Genomic DNA, 18,484 nt, shown 5'->3' with positions numbered 1-18,484 from the left:
TTACCGCCTGACACTGTCAACGTAGAAGGGAATCATCTACTAATGAGCGACCTCGAAACAAAGGGACCTGTTGTGCTGACACCGTTCGCGGCCTACGCGCGCTACTTCGAAGATCTGAGCGTTCGTCTGGCTGACAACAGTTTTGCTGTCAAACCGGGGGGCATCGGGACCGTGTACTTTGCCGGCGGCTCGAAACCCGAAGGGCGACGTGGCCTGCTCGCCTGCTTCGATCGCTTCGACGAACTGTTCGGAGCGCACCTCGTTTCGGGAAAGGATGAAGACCTCGCCAAATTCAGCAAGAAAGCAGCGAAAGGCGTAGAGAAAATCCGCAAAGCGATCGCGGACTCCCCCGAATACGAGCAGGTCAGCGTTATGCGCTCAAGCGCGCCGATACCCACCGTCGCACCCGACTATCAAATTCAGACGCTTACAGGGCGGGCCAGCCCTATCGATTACGAATCCCCGACCGGCTACAAGGTGTCGAAAGGGGAGGAAATGGAACTCTCTTTTCTGAAGTTCAGCGTGCCGATGGAGTTGATTACCCGCCCGGAAGGCCAAGCCCAGTATGAGCAATTTTTGCGCTACGTCTGCGAACAACTCGATGTGCGGGGCGGCTATGGAGGATTGTCCGCGGTCACTGCGTACAACTATCACAACTGGCAAGCTCAGGAATGGGCTATTGCAAAACGCTTCAGCGGTATCGAGATTGACGCCTGCGCTCACTTGGGCATTGACGAATACGATCCCACTTCCCACTACGGCGAGCCTTATGCGCTAACGGCCGTATTCGGTTATCTACATCCGGGTGCAACTGTCGGGCGTTGGGGATTCATTAAAGGGGTGAATTGGTACACGATTCTCGGCGACCTGTTCGTCGAACGTCTCGGCGGCGATGCCGCACTCCGTACTGCCCTCGATCGCGACGACATCCTCGTCGAGCGTATCAATGACTGCGTGCTCGTGCGCGCCGGTCCGTTCCCGCGCCTCGGCGCTCCCGAAGAGGGTCTGCCCGAGCCATACGTGTTCGTCAACAAGGTGCTGCGCGTGTTGCGCAACCCGAAGCCGGATGGCCTGCATCTCCACGACCCCAACTTGCCTAACGCCAATGCCCTTAATGCGCGCGCATGGCAAGCGCGCTTCGATCCATGGGATGCGCCGCCAATCCCCGAGCCGCCCACGATCGTGCCGGAACCCCGCGGGCCGCGACGCCGCAGCGTTCGCGGCGGCGAGCCCTGCCCCGAAGCCGGCTATTGGCACACGCCGGCCAAGGCTGGCAGCGAGCAGTACTTCGACCTCGGCGACGTCATGCCGGTGATCAAAGGCAGCTCGTGGGGCACGACGCATTGGTCATGGGTGCGCGGCTCGAACGATAGCGGGAAGTCGTAGTTCGAGCACATCAACGGCATAGAAGAAACCCGGCGCCCAGAGCCGAACGGGCCGGGACATCTACACGATATGATCGCGCCCGGTCGTGCGATCGTCATCGTCACGCACGGAGCCACCTGACGGCGGCACGCGGCGCTCCTGATCGCGAGCGTCCCCGCGCACCCGACACAGCCCCATCACTCACACACCGTCGCCCCACGCCGCGCCGGCGCAAACGCCACCGCACTCGCGGTCGCAAGCAACGCCACGCCGGCCGCGCCGTACACCATCACCCAACCAAACCCGTGCACGAGCGCCGCGTGCAGCGCCACGCCGCCCGGATCGGCCTTTGCAAGCGCCGGCGCGATCGCCTGCAGCCCGTCGGTGTGCCCCGATGCGATCTCCTGCGCAAGCGTGCGCAGCGCCGCCGCATCGACCGCCCCCGCGACGCCGGCCTTCAGGCTCGCGACGATCCCCGCGACCAGCACGAAGCCCATCGCCGCGATGTTCAGCGCGAGCGAAATCATCCGCGCGCTCATGTCGATGCCGGACGCCATCCCGGCCCGCGTGCTCGGCACCGCGCCCGTCGTCGTGTTCGTGACCGGCGTGTTGGTGAGCCCGAGCCCGATGCCGGCGACCACGCAGCCCGGCAGCATCGTGAACCAGCTCGCGTGATCGACGCCGCTGCCGATCCGCATCAGCGCGAAGCCGGCCGCGATCGTGAACAAGCCGCCCGGAATCACGACGCCCGGCCCGTAGCGCAGCGCGAGCCGTTCGCCGAACGGCGGCGCGACGAGCGTCGGCAGCGTATACGCGAGCAGCGCGAGGCCAGCCGTCACGCTGTCGTAGCCGAGCGCGACCTGGAACCAGATCGGCAGGTAGATCATGAACGGCCAGAAACTGAAGTTCATCCCCATCGAACCGAAAATCGCGCCGGTGAACGCGCGGATCCGGAACACGGAGAAGTCGAACATCGGCCGCGCGCTCACGCGCTCCGCGACGACGAAGCCGGCCGCCGCAAGCACGGTCGCGCCGAGCACGCCAAGGCCGGCCGCGCTCGTGAGCCCCAACTCCGCGCTTTGCGTGATGTAAAACGCGAGCCCGAGCACGGCGAGCGACAGCGTAACGATGCCGGCGACGTCGAGCATGCCCGCATGCGGATCGCGCGACTCCTGCACGGCGCCACCGATCAGCACGAGCGCGACGGCCGCGAGCGGCGCATGAACGAGGAACACCCACGGCCAGCTCGCCAGCGCGACGATCGCGCCGCCGACGATCGGCCCGAAGCCGAGGCCGATCCCGAACACGATCCCCCAGATCCCGAATGCACGGCCACGCTCGCGTCCTTCGCGAAACTGGTGCGACAGCACCGCGATCTGGCAGATCAGCATCGCGCCGCCGCTCGCACCCTGCAGCAGCCGGCCGGCGACGAGCACCGGCACGTTCGGCGCGAGCCCGCACAGCAGCGACGTCGCGCCGAACAGCACTGTGCCGATCACATACACGCGCTTGCGGCCGAACCGGTCGGCAAGCGTGCCGGCCGCCATCAGCACCGTCGTACACGCGATCGTGTACGCGTTCATGATCCACTGCATGCCGTTGAAGTCGCCGTGCAGCACGTGTTCGAGCGTCGGCAGGATCACCGGCACGCTCGAGATCTCGAGGCCGAACATCAGCGACGTGAGACAAACGGCCGCGAGCGCGACCGCATTCCTGCGGGAGTCGGATAGCGTCATGCGTCTTGCGCGACGGCCCGCAACAGGCCGCGCGCCTCCAGATAAGAAGGGTTCGCCGCGCGCGGCCGGCAACGCACACGGCACGGGATTCGGTACTATAGTGAGAATTCCCCTCCCCATTGACGCCTGTATTTCTCGAAACTGGGGAATCACAGGACGCAATCAACCCAACCATCATGACCGACAGACTCGACGGCGTGACGACCTTCGTCCAGGTCGTGGAATCCGGCAGCTTCGCGCTTGCCGCCGAACGGCTCGACATGACGCGTTCGGCGGTCGGCAAGGCGATCGCGCGGCTCGAAAAGCGGCTGGGCGCGCGGCTGCTGCAGCGCACGACGCGCAGCCAGAGCCTGACCGACGACGGTCAGGCGTACTACGACCGCTGCGTGCGCGCGCTGGCGGAGCTCGAAGCGGCCGAAGCCGATCTCGATTGCGGCCGCAACGAAGCGCGCGGCAAGCTGCGGCTGAGCGTGCCGCTCGCGTTCGGGCACCACTGCGTGACGCCGATCGTGCTCGACCTCGCACGCACCTATCCGCATCTGCGGATCGACGTGTCGATCACGGATCGTTTCGTGGATCTCGTCGAGGAAGGGATCGATCTCGCGGTGCGCATCGGCACGCTCGCGGACAGCACGAGCCTCGCGGTGCGGCGGCTCGGCACGCAATACGGCAGCCTCGGCGCGGCGCCGTCGTATCTCGCGCGCTACGGCATGCCGCGAACGCTCGACGACCTGAAGCATCACCGGACGATCGCGTATTCACGCTCGGGCGTCGCGCAGCCGTGGGACCTGCGCGCGCCGGACGGCTCGACGGTGCGCGTCGACATGCCGCATCAACTGAGTTTCGACGACGTGCAGGCGATCGCGGCGGCCGGCGCGTCGGGGTTCGGGATCGCGTGGCTGCCGAGCTGGCTGCTCGACCATTACGTGAAGCGCGGCGAGATGGTCGTCGTGCTCGATCGCTGCTTCGTCTGCGAAGGCGACATTCACGCGATCTGGCCGAAAACGCGCTATCTGCCGCGCAAGACGCGCTGCGTGATCGATGCGCTCGTGCAGGCGGTGCCGCCGATGATCGAGCGCTGACCGGCAACGCGAAGAAAGAAAACGGATTGGAACCGACGCGCCGCGCGGGCGCGTCGGATCATCACGCCGCGCCGAGATCGGCGAGCGGATGCGTGAACACCTTCCACGGCGACGTCAGGAAATGCCGCACGCGCTCGGCGCGCAGCTCGACGAGCGACGCGGGCGCCCAGCGCGGCTTGCGATCCTTGTCGACGAGATGCGCACGCACGCCTTCGCGGAAGTCGCCTTCCTCGATGGCGCGCGCAACGATGCCGAGCTCCATCCGGAACGACTCGGCGAGCGTCATCTGCCGGCCGCGCAGCAGCGCTTCACGCGTCACGCACAGCATCGTCGGCGAATGGCCGGCGAGCGCATCGAGCGTCGCCTGCAGCCATTGACGGTGCTCGCGCGACAGCTCGTCGCGCGCGAGATCCTGCTTCAGCGTCGCGACGATCCGCTCGACGGTCGAGCGCTTGTCGAAGTGACGGACGATCCACGGCATCTGGCTGTCGAGCGCCGCGTGCGGCACGACGTTGCACGGCGGCTCGAACACCTTGCGCAGCGCCGCCAACGCGTCGCCGTCCCATTTGACGCCTTCGATGCGCGTCTCGAACGTATCGAGCCACGACGACGGCACGCACAGGTCCGCGAGCTTCGCGCTCAGCGCGTCGGCGCCCGACAGCATCGCTCCCGTCAGCCCCACGTACAGTTCGAGTTCGGCCGGCATGCGCGACAGGAAATGCGTCGCGCCGACGTCGGGCACGAGGCCGATGCGCGTCTCGGGCATCGCGATCTTGCTGCGCTCGGTCGCGACGCGCAGCGCCGCGCCCTGCGCGAGCCCCATCCCGCCGCCCATCGTCACGCCGTCCATCAGCGCGACGACCGGCTTCGGGAACGCATGGATCGCGTAGTCGAGCCGGTATTCGTCGACGAAGAACGGCAGCCAGGTCTCGCGCTGCGTGACCATCCTGTACAGCGCACGCACGTCGCCGCCCGCGCAGAAACCCTTCTCGCCCGCGCCGCGCAGCACCACCGCGACGATCTGGTCGTCGGTGCGGCAGCGTTCGAGCAGCGCGGCCAGCTCGCCGATCATCGGATACGACAACGCGTTGAGCGCGGCCGGCCGGTTCAGCGTGATCAGCGCCACGCGGTTCACCACGCGAAACAGCACCTCCGGTGCCGGTTGCGCGACGCTGTCATGAGTCGTGGCTGACGCGCTCATCGTTGCGCCTCTCCGTCGGGATGCCATTGCGGCGCGCGCTTGCCGAGAAACGCGGCCACGCCTTCGCGCGGATCGTTCGTATCGAACAGGTCGACGAAGCGTTCGCGCTCGACGGCAAGCGCCGCGCTGCGCGGCACGCCGCGGCGCGCGAGGCCGATCAGCTCCTTGCTGTATGCCACCGCGTGCGGGCTCTGCCGCGCAACGTTGCGCGCAAGCGCCAGCGCCGCATCGTGTGCCGCGCCGCTCTCGACTACGTCCTCGACGAGGCCGATCCGCAGTGCGGTGGCCGCATCGACGCGCGTGCCGGCCAGGATGATCTTCTTCGCCCAGCCTTCGCCGACGAGCCAGGGCAGCGTCTGCGTGCCGAGCCCGCACGGCAGCAGGCCGACCGACGGCTCGGGCAGCGCCATCTGCGCATGCGTCTCGGCGATGCGCAGGTCGCACGCGAGCGCGCATTCGAGACCGCCGCCCATCGCATAGCCGTTGATCGCCGCGATCGTCACGACGCGCGCGTCATGCAGCGCCTCGAACGCCGCGCCGAAGCGCGCGGCCATCGCACGCGCGACGCCACGGTCGCCGTCGGCGAACGTGTTCAGGTCGGCGCCGGCGCTGAAGAACTTCGGGCCGTCGCCGGTGATCACCAGCGCGCGCACGCGCGGGTTCGCGTTCAGTTCGGCGACGGTTTGCTGCAGCTGCCGCAGACCGTCGGCGGTAAAGGCGTTCGCGGGCGGACGCTTGAGCGTCGCGCACGCGATCGCGCCGTCGTCGACGTAGTCCAGTTCGATCATGAGGCGTCCTTCTTCGTGGGCGGTTGATACAGGCGGATCACCGCCGAGAAATCGAGTTGTCCGTCGCCGCGGCTGCTCATCGTCTGGTACAGCTGCTGCGCGAGCGCGCCGAGATACACAGGCTGGCGGGCCTGCTTCGCGGCATCGTTCGCGAGGCCGAGATCCTTCAGCATCAGGTCGGTGCCGAAGCCGCCGCTGTAGCCGCGCGACGACGGCGCCGTGGCGATCACGCCCGGATACGGGTTGTAGGTGTCCGAGCTCCAGCAGCGGCCCGTCGACGTGTTGACGATGCCGGCCAGCACCTTCGGGTCGATGCCGAGCGCGACGCCGAGCGACATCGCCTCCGACACGGCCGCCATCGAGATGCCGAGCACGAGGTTGTTGCAGACCTTCGCGACCTGCCCCATCCCCGTCGCGCCGCAATGGACGATGTTCTTGCCCATCCCGGCGAGCACCGGCTTCACGCGCTCGAAGTCGACGTCGCTGCCGCCGACCATGAAGGTCAGCGTGCCGGCCGCCGCCCCGCCGGTGCCGCCCGACACGGGTGCATCGACGAACGCGCCGCCGTGCTCGCGCACGAGCGCGCCGAACGCCTGCGCGCTCGCCGGATCGATCGTGCTCGAATCGATCACGGTCGCGCCGGCGCCGAGGCCGGCCAGCACGCCGTTCTCGCCGGCGAGCACCGAGCGCACGTGCGGTGCGGCCGGCAGCATCGTGATCACGAACGCCGCGCCCGACGCGGCGTCGCGCGGCGACGCGGCAACCTGCGCGCCGGCGTCCTGCAGCGCGCGCAACGCGTCGGCGCTCAGGTCGAACGCGTGCACGTCATGACCGGCCTTCAACAGGTTCAGCGCCATCGGCGCGCCCATGTGGCCCAGACCGATAAAACCGATTTTCATTGCGTGTCTCCCATCCCATGCTTCGCTCGCGATCGGCGCGGCGCGCCGATCGCGAACGTCGTCGTCAATGCAGCCGGATCGTCGTATTCACCGGAGCAGCCGTCGTGTCGTCGTCGAACCAGCGTGCGGTGACCGTCTTCGTCTGCGTGTAGAACTGCACGACCTGCTTGCCGTACGGCCCGAGATCGCCGAGCTTCGAGCCGCGCGAACCGGTGAAGCTGAAGTACGGCACCGGCACCGGAATCGGGATGTTGATGCCGACCTGGCCGACGTCGATCTCGCTCTGGAACTTGCGCGCGGCCGCGCCGCTCTGCGTGAAGATGCCCACGCCGTTGCCCATCGGGTTCGCGTTGACGAGCGCGATCGCTTCGTCGAGCGTGTCGACTTCCATCACGACCAGCACCGGCCCGAAAATTTCATGCGTGTAGATCGACATGTCGGTTTTCACGCCCGAGAAGATCGTCGGGCCGACGAAGTTGCCTTCCTCGAAGCCGGCGACCTTCACGCCGCGGCCGTCGAGTTCGAGCGTCGCGCCTTCCTTGATGCCCGCGTCGATCAGCGAGAGAACCCGCGCCTTCGCGCCGCGCGACACGAGCGGCCCGACATCGGTGCCCGCTTCCGAGCCCGCGTTGACCTTCAGCGCCTTCGCCTTCGCGACGATGTCCGGCAGCCAGTCGCGCGCGTTACCCACCAGCACCGCGACCGAGGTCGCCATGCAGCGCTGGCCGGCCGCGCCGAAACCGGCGCCGACCAGCGCGTTGATCGCCTGCTCGCGGTTGGCGTCGGGCAGTACGACGGCGTGGTTCTTCGCGCCCATCATCGACTGCACGCGCTTGCCGTGCTGGCTGCCGAGGTTGTACACGTGCGTGCCGACGTTGGTCGAACCGACGAACGAGATCGCCTTCACGAGCGGATGCGTGCAGATCGCATCGACGACTTCCTTGCCGCCGTGCACGACGTTCAGCACGCCCTTCGGCACGCCGGCTTCGACGGCGAGCTCGACGAGCTGCATCGTCGACAGCGGGTCCTGCTCGGACGGCTTCAGCACGAACGTGTTGCCGCACACGATCGCCATCGGGAACATCCACAGCGGAATCATTGCGGGAAAGTTGAACGGCGTGATGCCCGCGCACACGCCGAGCGGCTGGCGCAGCGTGTAGGTGTCGACGCCGCCCGCGACGTTCTCCGCGAATTCGCCGAGCTGCAGCGTGCCAACCGAGCATGCATGCTCGACCACTTCGAGACCGCGAAAGATGTCGCCTTCGGCGTCGGGCAGCGTCTTGCCCTGCTCGGCCGTCAGCGTCTTCGCGATGCGCTGCTGGTTCGCGCGCACGAGATCCTGGAACTTCAGCATGATGCGCATGCGCGCGGCGATCGGCGTGTTCTTCCACGTCGCATACGCGGCGTGCGCGGCCTGCACGGCCGCGTCGACTTCCGCCACCGTCGCGAACGGCACGCGCGCGAGCACGGCCTGCGTCGCCGGATTGACGATGTCGCGCCACTCGCTCGTGGTGGACTCGACGAAAGCGCCGTCGATCAGCAGCTTGACCGTCGGCACGTCTTGCCCCGTGCGGGGCGTCGGATTCGCGTTCATCGATGCACTCTCCTTGCAGTAGGCCGCGCAGCGCCATCGCCCCGCGCGGCCGGTTCAATCCGGGGGCGGGCGGCGGCCGCGGAATGCGGCGCGCACGGCCCGCGGCCGGTCATTTCAGTTCGGCGGCGAAATCTTCTTCCCAGTATTCGCCGGGCATCCGCGCGCTCGCGTCGTCGCCGCGCTCGATCTCGCGGCGGCGCAGCTCGACGCGGCGGATCTTCCCCGAGATGGTCTTCGGCAGCTCCGCGAATTGCAGCCGGCGGATGCGCTTGTACGGGGCGAGCTTCTCACGCGAGAAGCGGAAGATCTCCAGCGCGAGCGCCGGGCTTTCCTCGTAGCCCTGCCGCAGCGTGATGAACGTCTTCGGCACCGCCAGCCGCACCGGGTCCGGGCTCGGCACGACGGCCGCTTCCGCGATCGCCGGGTGCTCGATCAGCACGCTCTCGAGTTCGAACGGGCTCAGCCGGTAGTCGGACGACTTGAACACGTCGTCCGCGCGGCCGACGTACACGTAGTAGCCGTCGTCGCCACGCATCGCGATGTCCGACGTGCGGTAATGGCCGTCGCGCATCGCATGCGCGGTTGCGTCGGGGTTGTTCGCGTAGCCGTTCATCAGCCCGACCGGGCGCGTCACGTCGGGGCCGATCGGCAGCGCGATCTCGCCTTCGCCGACGGGCACGCCGTCCGGGTCGAGCAGCGCGATCCGGTAGCCGGGCAGCGGCCGGCCCATCGAGCCCGCGACGACCGGCTGGCCCGGCGAGTTGCCGATCAGGCAGGTCGTCTCGGTCTGGCCGTAGCCGTCGCGAATCGTGATGCCCCACGCCTTCTTCACGCGCTCGATGATCTCGGGATTCAGCGGCTCGCCCGCGCCGACGATCTCGCGCAGCTTCACGTCGAACGACGCGAGCGGCTGCTGCACGAGCATGCGCCACACGGTCGGCGGCGCGCACAGCGTGGTCACCTGGTATTTGACGAGCGCATCGAGCACGACCTTCGGCTCGAAGCGCGCGTAGTTGAATGCGAACACGCACGCCTGCGCATTCCACGGCGCGAAGAAGCAGCTCCACGCGTGCTTCGCCCAGCCCGGCGAGCTGATGTTCCAGTGGATGTCGCCGGGTTGCAGACCGACCCAGTACATCGTCGACAGGTGCCCGACCGGGTAGGTGCGATGCGTATGCTCGACGAGCTTCGGCTTCGACGTCGTGCCCGACGTGAAATACAGCAGCATCGGATCGTTCGCGCGCGTGACGGCGTCCGGCTCGAACGCGGCGCTCGCCGCATAGCCGTCGTTCATCGCGAGCCAGCCCGCGCGCGGCGCGCCGGCGACGATCTTCTGCGCGAGGCCGAGATCGGCCTGTTCGAACTTCGCGGTTTCGTTCTCGTCGACGATCGCGTATTTCGCGCCGCCGATCTGCACGCGATCGCGCACGTCGTCGGCCGACAGCTGCGTGGTCGCCGGCAGCACGATCGCGCCGAGCTTCATCGCGGCGAGCATCGCGTCCCACAGCTCGACGCGGTTGGGCAGCATCAGCAGGATCCGGTCGCCGCGCACGACGCCGATCCCGCGCAGCCAGTTCGCGATGCGCGACGAGCGCTCGGACATCTGCGCGAACGAATACGGGTCGCCCGTACCGGTTGCCGCGTCGACGATCCATAGCGCGGGCTTGTCGTTGCCGCGCGCCATCGGGTCGAAATAGTCGAGCGCCCAGTTGAACGCGTCGAGCACCGGCCATTCGAAATCGCGGTAAGCGGTTTCGTAGTCGGTGCGATGGCGCAGCAGGAAGTCGCGTGCGTCCAGGAATGCCTGTACCGTCATCGTGTCGTCTCCGTCTCCAGTCTCCAAACCCGGCGGTCAACCGGCGCATGCGCTGCAGCCCATGCCCGGTTCCCTGTCGCGCGGCGCACGGTCACGTCGTTGCGTGCCGCGTTTGCCGCGCTACCCTCGTGCGCTGCTCGCCATATCGTTGCCTGCGCAACGAATTCGGCGACTCAAAGCTGTCGCGCGATCACCATCCGTTGCACTTCGCTGGTGCCTTCGTAAATCTGCGTGATGCGTGCGTCGCGATAATGACGCTCGACTTCGTAATCGGCCAGGTAGCCGTAGCCGCCGTGAATCTGGATCGCATCCGAACACACGCGCTCGGCCATCTCGGACGCGAACAGCTTTGCCTGCGACGCTTCCGACAGGCACGGCAGCCCGGCCGTGCGCAGCTTCGCCGCGTGATGCACGAGCAGGCGCGCCGCGTTGATCTGCGTGGCCATGTCGGCAAGCTTCTGCTGGATCGCCTGATGCTCGGCGATCGGCTTGCCGAACTGCACGCGCTCGCCCGCGTAGCGGCGCGCCTTGTCGAACGCGGCGCGTGCGATGCCGAGCGCCTGCGCGGCAATGCCGATGCGCCCGCCTTCCAGGTTCGACAGCGCGATCTTCAGCCCTTCGCCGCGATTGCCGAGCAGGTTTTCCTCGGGGATCGCGCAGTTCTCGAGCGTGATCGGGCACGTGTCCGATGCGCGAATGCCCATCTTCTTCTCCGGCTTGCCGACGATGAAGCCCGGCGTGTCGGTCGGCACCAGGAACGCGGATATGCCGCGCTTGCCGGCTTCCGGGTCGGTCATGGCAAAAACGATCGCGACCCCGGCACGCTGGCCGTTGGTCACGAACTGCTTCGCGCCGTTCAGCACCCATTTGCCGTCGCGCAGTTCCGCACGCGTGCGCAGGTTGTTCGCTTCGGAGCCGGCCTGCGGCTCGGTCAGGCAGAACGCGCCGATGATGCGGCCCGCCGCCATCTCGGCGAGCCAGCGATCCTTCTGCGCGGGCGTGCCGAAACCGAGGATCGGCCCGCAGCCGACCGAGTTGTGCACGCTCATCATCGTCGCGCACGCGGCGTCGCCGGCGGCGATCTCCTCCATCGCCAGCGCATACGCGACGTAGTCCGTATAGGCGCCGCCCAGCTCCTGCGGCACGATCATCCCGAGCAGGCCGAGTTCGCCGAGCTGCGCGACGACGGCGTCGGGCAGTTTCGCGTCGTGGTCCCACTGCGCGGCGTTCGGCGCCAGCACTTCGGTGGCAAAGGCGCGCGCGGCGTCGCGAATCATCCGCTGGTCTTCGGTATAAAGCTCGTCCATGGTGCTGCTGTCTCCCGAGGCCGCATGCCGCGACCGACCTTCCGTTTCGATGCAACAAGTGTAGGCAAGCACGCGCGACTGTTCGATGCTCGCGCCGCTCATTTACACTGAGCGTTTTTGCCATACCGGCGGCGTCGATGAAGCAGGAAGACAAGGGAACCGTCGCGATCAGCCTCGTCGCGTACAGCCTCGCGCTCGCCACCCGGCGCGGCGTCGCGGCCGAGCCGCTGCTCGCGCAGGCCGGCATCGCGCCCGCGCTGCTGGCGCAGCCGCGTGCGCGGGTGTCCGCGCAGCAATACGGCGCGTTGTGGAACGCCATCGCGCGCGCGCTCGACGACGAATTTTTCGGGCAGGATCGCCACCCGATGCGCAGCGGCAGCTTCATCGCGATGAGCCAGGCCGCGCTGTCCGCGCAGGACGGCGCGCACGCGATGGCGCGCGCGGTGAACTTCATGCACTGCGTGCTCGACGACCTGCACGCGGAGCTGGACGCCAATCCGCAGCGCGTGCGGCTGCGTTTCGTGCACCGCAACAGCGCCGCGGCGCCCGCGATGTTCACGTACGCGACCTATTTCATCATCGTCTACGGGCTCACCTGCTGGCTGATCGGGCGGCGGATCCCGGTGCTGCACGCGAGCTTCCGCTGCGACACGCCGCCCACCGATCACGAATACCCGTCGATGCTGTGCGACGACATGCGGTTCAACCAGCCCGATTCGTATGTCGATTTCGATCCCGAATTCGCGACGCTGCCGATCGTGCAGAACGCAAAGACGCTGAAGGCGTTCCTGCGCAACGCGCCGGCCAGCTTCATCGTCAAGTACCGCAACCCGAACGCGCTCGCGCAGCGCGTACGCACCGTGCTGCGCGGGATGCCGCCCGCGTCGTGGCCCGGCGCGGGCGGAATGGCTGCGCGGCTGCACGTGGCCGAAGCGACGCTGCGCCGCAAGCTGCACCAGGAGGGCCATGCGTACCAGTCGATCAAGGACACGCTGCGGCGCGATCTCGCGTTCGAGGCGCTGGCCGATCCGTCGCGGACCATCGCCGACGTCGCCGCCGCCACCGGTTTCGCGGAACCGAGTGCGTTCTACCGCGCGTTTCGCAAGTGGAGCGGGCGCAGCCCGGCCGAGTATCGCGAGGAAGCGCTCGCGCGCGGGAGCGGCAGCGCGGGCTGAGCACGCGGCCGGCGGCCCCGCCTTCGCGCTTTCCGCCGAAACCGCCTAAGCTTCAAGCATCGGGCCAACGCCCTTTCCGCAAGCCGGACGGCGTGCGGCCGCGCGCCGCCCGGACGCCCCGATGCGCATTCACCGTCATGGGCCGCCGCCCGCTTCGCCCGACGGCCGCCTCCGTCACCCGCTGTCCGCGCGGGTCGCGCGCGCCGCACTGTTCGCGGCGCTGCTCGTCGTCTGCGCGGCGGTCGCCGCACCGCCTGCCTCGCCCCCCGCTGCTGCGCCCGCCGCCGCGCCGCCCGTCGTCGTGATTCCGGTCAACGGCGCGATCGGGCCGGCCAGCGCCGACTTCATCGTCCGCTCGCTCGAGCGCGCCGCGCGCGAACACGTGCCGCTCGCGATCCTGCAGCTCGATACGCCCGGCGGCCTCGACACGTCGATGCGGCAGATCATCAAGGCGATCCTGGCCTCGCCGGTGCCGGTCGCGGCGTTCGTCGCGCCGGGCGGCGCACGGGCCGCCAGCGCGGGCACCTATATCGTCTATGCGAGCCACGTCGCCGCGATGGCGCCCGGCACCAACCTCGGCGCGGCATCGCCCGTGCAGTTCGGGATCGGCGGCGGCGCGCCGGGTGCAACGCCACCGACACCCTCCGCGACGCCGGGTACCGCGGGCGCCTCCGGCGCGGCCGCGAAGCCGGCCGAGCTGCCGAACGACACGCAATCCACCGAGATCCGCAAGGCGACGCAGGACGCCGCCGCGTACATCCGCGGCCTCGCGCAGTTGCGCGGCCGCAATGCCGCGTGGGCCGAGCGCGCGGTGCGCGAAGCCGTGAGCCTGTCGGCGAGCGAAGCGCGCGCGCAGCATGTGGTCGACCTGATCGCGCAGGATCCCGCCGATCTCGCGCGCCAGCTCGACGGCCGTGCCGTGACGACCACCGCCGGCACGCTGCACCTTGCGACCGCGCATGCGCCGCTCGTCGTGCTCGCACCCGACTGGCGCAGCCGCTTCCTGTCGATCATCGCCGATCCGAACGTCGCGCTGATCCTGCTGACGATCGGCATCTACGGCCTGTTCTTCGAATTCGCGAACCCGGGCTTCGTGCTGCCGGGCGTCGCCGGCACGATCTGTCTGCTGGTCGGGCTGTTCGCGATGCAGTTGCTGCCGATCAGCTATGCGGGCCTCGGGCTCGTGCTGCTCGGTCTGGGCTGCCTCGTCGCCGAGGCGTTCCTGCCGACCTTCGGCGTGCTCGGCTTCGGCGGAATCGTGTCGTTCACGATCGGCGCGCTGATGCTGATCGACACCGACGTGCCCGGCTACGGGATTCCGTGGCCGGTGATCGCGGGCCTCGCGATCGGCGGCGGGTTGCTGGTTGCCGGCGTGTCGAGCGTCGCGCTGCGCGCGCGGCGGCGGCCGGTCGTGACCGGCGCCGAGGCGATGCTCGGCAGCATCGGCGAAGTGCTCGACGACGGCCTCCACCCGGATCAGCCGCATGGCGCCGCCGGCCCCGCACCGTCGGCCGCCGGCTGGGCGCTCGTGCACGGCGAACGCTGGCGCGTCGCGAGCAGCGAGCCGCTCGCCGCCGGCTGCCGCGTGCGCGTCACCGGCCGGCACGGGCTGATGCTCACCGTCGCGCCGCTGTACGACACGCGGCCGCAGGACCCACATCAGGGAGAACCTTCATGATCGGTTACACGTTCGGTTTCAGCAGCGTCCTGATCGTCTTCATCGTCGTGCTCGCCGCGTCGTCGATCCGCATCTTCCGCGAGTACGAGCGCGGCGTCGTGTTCATGCTCGGCCGGTTCTGGAAGGTGAAGGGGCCTGGGCTCGTGCTGATCATCCCGATCGTCCAGCAGGTCGTGCGGATCGACCTGCGCACCGTCGTGTTCGACGTGCCGTCGCAGGACGTGATCACGCGCGACAACGTGTCGGTGAAGGTCAATGCGGTCGTGTATTTCCGCGTCGTCGATCCGGAGAAGGCCGTGATCCAGGTCGCGCGCTTCGTCGAGGCGACGAGCCAGCTCGCGCAGACGACGCTGCGCGCGGTGCTCGGCAAGCACGAGCTCGACGCGCTGCTCGCCGAGCGCGAGCAGTTGAACGCGGATATCCAGAAGACGCTGGACGCGCAGACCGACGCGTGGGGGATCAAGGTGTCGACGGTCGAGATCAAGCACGTCGACCTGAACGAAACGATGGTGCGCGCGATCGCGCGGCAGGCCGAGGCCGAGCGCGAGCGGCGCGCGAAGGTGATTCATGCGGAAGGCGAGCTGCAGGCGTCGGAGAAGCTGCTGCAGGCCGCACAGCGGCTCGCGCAGCAGCCGCAGGCGATGCAGTTGCGCTACCTGCAGACGCTGACGACGATCGCGGCGGACAAGAATTCGACGATCGTGTTTCCGCTGCCGGTCGATCTGCTGGGGGCGTTGCTGGATCGGCTGGGGTCGAAACCGGAACGGTGACGGCGGCATCTGCCCGATGTCATCCGTTCACCAGTCGGGATTTCCGGATCATCGACTCGGGAATCCGGCACGCATGCCAGCCGAAGACATTCCGGCCCGGTACGCCAAGGCAACTGCGGCGTATCGGTCCCCCGACTTGCATGCCCCGCCCCGCTAGAGCCCTCCCTCCATTTCCCCCTTCCATTAGGACAAATCCTCACTTCCCGGCACGCGGAACCGTCTATGATCTTTACATCAATCAATGACACATTAAATGCTGACTGAATAACCCGCGACGGCGACATCGGCGGGCGCGTTCCGGATCAGCGCCCCACCTGGAGACGGAGACGCATCATGGCCGACCACCCGCTGCCGGAAGTCCACCTCGACGAGCTGCCGCAATTCCGCGCGGTTCAGCAGCTTGCCTACCGCTGTGTCGAAACGGTCGGCGCGATGCTCTATCCCGGCATCACCGAGAAGGCAGCCGCGCGCCTGCTGACCGAATGGCTGCAGGACAACGGCGTGCACGACTGGCTGCACAAGCCGTTCGCGTGGTTCGGCGACCGCACCGCGTTCGAAGGCTTCTCCGGCCTGAAACACATGGGGGGTTTCAATCTCGCGTTCTTCCCGAGCAGCCGTCAGCTCGAGACCGACATGCCCGTGATCCTCGACGTCGCGCCCGTGCTCGACGGTGTCGTCGCCGACGTCGGCTATGCGCACTGTCTCGGCCACAACCCGATCCTCGAACAACTGCAGGACGACCTGATGGACCATCGCGACATGATCGTGCGCCTCGTGAAGGAGCGCCGCCCGATGGCCGAGGTCGCGCAGGCGGTCGACGCGCTGTGCCGCCGCCAGGGGGTCGAGCCGCGCCACAAGGCCTATCCGTTCAAGGTGCTCGCGCATCGCGTCGCGAAGATCCACAAGCTGTCGAAGCCGCGCTTCGTCGCGCGCTTCGGGCTGAACGCGACGCGCAACCTGTTGCTCGACCAGGGCCGTGCGGCCAGGCAGCAGGGCTGGTCGCCGCTGTGGTCGATCGACCGCCGCTCCGAGCACGCGCCGGTGCCGGGCCTGTGGGCCGTCGAACCGCATCTCGGCTTCTCCGGCGTCGGCGCGAAATTCGAGGAACTGCTGGTGATCACCGACGACGACGCGTACTGGCTCGACGACGACCTGCCGCACGTGCGCCGCTGGCAGCGCCGCCAGGCCGAACGCGCGCAGGCCGTCGCGAGCGTGCCGGCCGCCGCCTGACGCCTGCGCGCCCTTCCCCGAATCCCTGAACGACGGACTCACGATGCAGCCTCTTTCCGACGAAGCGCCGCTGGCCCTGTTCGAATCGGTCCACAGCGAGACGGCCGTCGCCTCCGGCGACCTGACGCTCGCCGTCAGGACCTGGGGCGACCCGTCCCGCTCGCCGGTCGTGCTCGTGCACGGCTATCCCGACGACAGCAGCGTGTGGCGGCAGGTCGCCCCGCTGCTCGCGCGCAAGCACTACGTGATCGCGTACGACGTGCGCGGCGCGGGCCTGTCCGGCGCGCCGAAACGCACGGCCGACTACCACCTCGCCAAGCTGACCGACGACTTCGTCGCGGTGATCGATGCGCTCTGCCCGGGGCGCGCGGTGCACCTGATCGCGCACGACTGGGGCTCGATCCAGGGCTGGGAATTCGTCACCGATCCGCGGCTCGCCGGCCGCATCGCGTCGTACACGTCGTGCTCGGGGCCGTGTCTCGACCACGTCGGCTTCTGGCTGCGCGAACGCGTGCTGCATCCGACGCCCGCGTCGCTGGCCAAGCTCGGCGGCCAGCTCGTGCGCTCGTGGTACGTGTACCTGTTCCACCTGCCGTTCATCCCCGAGCTCGGCTGGCGGCTGTGGCTCGGCCGGGCATGGCCGGGCCTGCTGCGCCGGGTCGAGAAGACGCCCGCGGCAGCACGCGCGACGCAGGCCGACGACGGCGCGCGCGGCGTGCGCCTGTATCGCGCGAACTTCATCCGCTGCCTCTTCACGCCGCGCGAACGCTACGCGCATGCGCCGGTGCAGACACTCGTGCCGCTCGGCGACAAGTACGTGAGCCCCGCGCTGTCCGAGAACCTGTCGCGCTGGGTGCCGCAGTACTACCGACGCGAAGTCGCGGCCGGCCACTGGCTGCCGCTCGCCGACCCGGAACGCTTCGCCGGCCTCGCCGAGCAACTGATCGATACGGTCGAATCGGGCAACGAGCCGCCCGCGCTCGCGAATGCACGCCGCCGCGCAACCAGCGGCCGCTTCAGCGGCAAGGTCGCGGTCGTCACGGGTGCGGGCAGCGGCATCGGCCGCTGCGCGGCCCTCGCGTTCGCCCGCGAAGGCGCGACGGTCGTCGCGTGCGACATCGATCTCGCAAGCGCCGAGCGCACCGCGCTGCTGCTCGGGCTGACCGGTGCGCAAGCCCACGCGAAACGCGTGGACGTCGGGTCCGCCGACGACATGGAAGCGCTCGCGACGTGGGTCGGCAGCGCACTCGGCGGCGCGGACGTCGTGATCAACAACGCGGGCATCGGCATGGCCGGCGGCATGCTCGATACGAGCGCCGCGCACTGGGAGCGCATCCTGCACGTGAACCTGTGGGGCGTGATTCACGGCTCGCGGCTGTTCGCGCAGCAGATGGCCGCGCGCGGCACCGGCGGGCACATCATCAATACCGCATCGGCCGCCGCGTTCGGGCCGTCGCGCGACCTGCCCGCCTATGCGACGACGAAGGCCGCCGTGCTGATGCTCAGCGAATGCATGCGGGCCGAGCTCGCGGACAAAGGCATCGGCGTAACGGCCGTGTGCCCGGGTTTCGCGGAAACCGGAATCATGGCGTCGACGCAATACGCGGGCGCCAACGCACAGGACGAGGCACGGCTGCGCAAACGCGCGACGAAGCTGTACCAGATGCGCGGCCTGAAGCCCGAGACCGTTGCGCAGGCAATGGTCGACGGCGTGCTGCGCAACCGCCCGGTGGTCGCGGTGGGCACCGAAGCGCATGCGCTGCGCTTCGTCGGCCGCTTCATGCCGTGGCTTGGACGGATGCTCGCCCGCATCAGCATGGCATCGCATTGACGGCGCAGGCCG

Annotated in this window: 14 protein-coding genes; 7 read left to right on the top strand and 7 right to left on the bottom strand. The window is 68.5% G+C overall.

Features of this window, described 5'->3' with window-relative positions:
* The first annotated feature begins 42 nt into the window (after positions 1–42).
* Positions 43–1,386 carry a type VI immunity family protein gene (locus BME24068_RS19995; RefSeq protein ID WP_174927122.1) on the top strand — a complete coding sequence of 448 codons (1,344 nt, stop codon included), beginning with the start codon at positions 43–45 and terminating at the stop codon, positions 1,384–1,386.
* A 176-nt stretch (positions 1,387–1,562) separates the two neighbouring features.
* On the opposite strand, the gene BME24068_RS19990 is transcribed toward BME24068_RS19995, so the two are convergent.
* Positions 1,563–3,101, bottom strand: coding sequence for an MFS transporter (locus BME24068_RS19990; RefSeq protein ID WP_174927121.1), 1,539 nt, complete (start codon positions 3,099–3,101; stop codon positions 1,563–1,565).
* 176 nt (positions 3,102–3,277) lie between these two features.
* On the opposite strand from BME24068_RS19990, the gene BME24068_RS19985 reads away from it, so the two are divergent.
* Positions 3,278–4,183: a LysR family transcriptional regulator gene (locus BME24068_RS19985; protein WP_174927120.1), complete on the top strand. Its 906-nt coding sequence runs from the start codon at positions 3,278–3,280 to the stop codon at positions 4,181–4,183.
* Between the two features lie 61 nt (positions 4,184–4,244).
* Here the strand turns inward: BME24068_RS19985 and BME24068_RS19980 are convergent, their stop codons facing one another.
* The 6 genes from BME24068_RS19980 to BME24068_RS19955 form a co-directional block, all read right to left on the bottom strand.
* Positions 4,245–5,384: an enoyl-CoA hydratase/isomerase family protein gene (locus tag BME24068_RS19980; RefSeq protein WP_174927119.1), complete on the bottom strand. Its 1,140-nt coding sequence runs from the start codon at positions 5,382–5,384 to the stop codon at positions 4,245–4,247.
* Positions 5,381–6,172 (bottom strand): enoyl-CoA hydratase, encoded by a 792-nt coding sequence (locus tag BME24068_RS19975; protein ID WP_174927118.1) that lies wholly within the window; start codon positions 6,170–6,172, stop codon positions 5,381–5,383. Before BME24068_RS19975 ends, BME24068_RS19980 begins: the two co-directional genes overlap by 4 nt.
* Positions 6,169–7,071 carry a 3-hydroxyisobutyrate dehydrogenase gene (mmsB, locus tag BME24068_RS19970; protein WP_096501630.1) on the bottom strand — a complete coding sequence of 301 codons (903 nt, stop codon included), beginning with the start codon at positions 7,069–7,071 and terminating at the stop codon, positions 6,169–6,171. The genes BME24068_RS19975 and mmsB overlap by 4 nt, the downstream gene beginning before the upstream one ends.
* Positions 7,072–7,135: 64 nt before the next feature.
* A complete protein-coding gene (locus BME24068_RS19965) occupies positions 7,136–8,665 on the bottom strand; it encodes a CoA-acylating methylmalonate-semialdehyde dehydrogenase (protein ID WP_174927117.1) in 1,530 nt (509 codons plus the stop codon).
* A gap of 109 nt (positions 8,666–8,774) precedes the next feature.
* On the bottom strand, positions 8,775–10,481 hold the full coding sequence (locus BME24068_RS19960) for an AMP-binding protein (RefSeq protein WP_174927116.1): 1,707 nt from the start codon (positions 10,479–10,481) through the stop codon (positions 8,775–8,777).
* Between the two features lie 173 nt (positions 10,482–10,654).
* Positions 10,655–11,788 (bottom strand): acyl-CoA dehydrogenase family protein, encoded by a 1,134-nt coding sequence (locus BME24068_RS19955; RefSeq protein WP_096502021.1) that lies wholly within the window; start codon positions 11,786–11,788, stop codon positions 10,655–10,657.
* Between the two features lie 137 nt (positions 11,789–11,925).
* Between BME24068_RS19955 and BME24068_RS19950 the strand changes: the two genes are divergently transcribed.
* The 5 genes from BME24068_RS19950 to BME24068_RS19930 all read left to right on the top strand — a co-directional run bounded on the left by BME24068_RS19950 (position 11,926) and on the right by BME24068_RS19930 (position 18,472).
* On the top strand, positions 11,926–12,963 hold the full coding sequence (locus BME24068_RS19950) for an AraC family transcriptional regulator (protein ID WP_096501636.1): 1,038 nt from the start codon (positions 11,926–11,928) through the stop codon (positions 12,961–12,963).
* Between the two features lie 121 nt (positions 12,964–13,084).
* Positions 13,085–14,641, top strand: coding sequence for an NfeD family protein (locus BME24068_RS19945; protein WP_174927115.1), 1,557 nt, complete (start codon positions 13,085–13,087; stop codon positions 14,639–14,641).
* A complete protein-coding gene (locus BME24068_RS19940; RefSeq protein ID WP_174927114.1) occupies positions 14,638–15,411 on the top strand; it encodes a slipin family protein in 774 nt (257 codons plus the stop codon). Before BME24068_RS19945 ends, BME24068_RS19940 begins: the two co-directional genes overlap by 4 nt.
* A 333-nt stretch (positions 15,412–15,744) precedes the next feature.
* Positions 15,745–16,641: a M24 family metallopeptidase gene (locus BME24068_RS19935; protein WP_174927113.1), complete on the top strand. Its 897-nt coding sequence runs from the start codon at positions 15,745–15,747 to the stop codon at positions 16,639–16,641.
* Positions 16,642–16,684: 43 nt separating this feature from the next.
* Positions 16,685–18,472: an SDR family oxidoreductase gene (locus BME24068_RS19930; protein ID WP_174927112.1), complete on the top strand. Its 1,788-nt coding sequence runs from the start codon at positions 16,685–16,687 to the stop codon at positions 18,470–18,472.
* Positions 18,473–18,484 lie beyond the last annotated feature (12 nt).

This window comes from Burkholderia anthina, from assembly GCF_902498995.1.
In the GTDB taxonomy this organism is placed as follows: Bacteria; Pseudomonadota; Gammaproteobacteria; order Burkholderiales; family Burkholderiaceae; genus Burkholderia; species Burkholderia anthina.
This window is presented reverse-complemented; position numbering and strand designations above follow the sequence as displayed.

Coding starts and splice junctions, on each gene's coding strand:
- BME24068_RS19995 (WP_174927122.1), top strand. CDS start 43: ATGAGCGACCTCGAAACAAAGGGACCTGTTGTGCTGACACCGTTCGCG.
- BME24068_RS19990 (WP_174927121.1), bottom strand. CDS start 3,101: ATGACGCTATCCGACTCCCGCAGGAATGCGGTCGCGCTCGCGGCCGTT.
- BME24068_RS19985 (WP_174927120.1), top strand. CDS start 3,278: ATGACCGACAGACTCGACGGCGTGACGACCTTCGTCCAGGTCGTGGAA.
- BME24068_RS19980 (WP_174927119.1), bottom strand. CDS start 5,384: ATGAGCGCGTCAGCCACGACTCATGACAGCGTCGCGCAACCGGCACCG.
- BME24068_RS19975 (WP_174927118.1), bottom strand. CDS start 6,172: ATGATCGAACTGGACTACGTCGACGACGGCGCGATCGCGTGCGCGACG.
- mmsB (WP_096501630.1), bottom strand. CDS start 7,071: ATGAAAATCGGTTTTATCGGTCTGGGCCACATGGGCGCGCCGATGGCG.
- BME24068_RS19965 (WP_174927117.1), bottom strand. CDS start 8,665: ATGAACGCGAATCCGACGCCCCGCACGGGGCAAGACGTGCCGACGGTC.
- BME24068_RS19960 (WP_174927116.1), bottom strand. CDS start 10,481: ATGACGGTACAGGCATTCCTGGACGCACGCGACTTCCTGCTGCGCCAT.
- BME24068_RS19955 (WP_096502021.1), bottom strand. CDS start 11,788: ATGGACGAGCTTTATACCGAAGACCAGCGGATGATTCGCGACGCCGCG.
- BME24068_RS19950 (WP_096501636.1), top strand. CDS start 11,926: ATGAAGCAGGAAGACAAGGGAACCGTCGCGATCAGCCTCGTCGCGTAC.
- BME24068_RS19945 (WP_174927115.1), top strand. CDS start 13,085: ATGCGCATTCACCGTCATGGGCCGCCGCCCGCTTCGCCCGACGGCCGC.
- BME24068_RS19940 (WP_174927114.1), top strand. CDS start 14,638: ATGATCGGTTACACGTTCGGTTTCAGCAGCGTCCTGATCGTCTTCATC.
- BME24068_RS19935 (WP_174927113.1), top strand. CDS start 15,745: ATGGCCGACCACCCGCTGCCGGAAGTCCACCTCGACGAGCTGCCGCAA.
- BME24068_RS19930 (WP_174927112.1), top strand. CDS start 16,685: ATGCAGCCTCTTTCCGACGAAGCGCCGCTGGCCCTGTTCGAATCGGTC.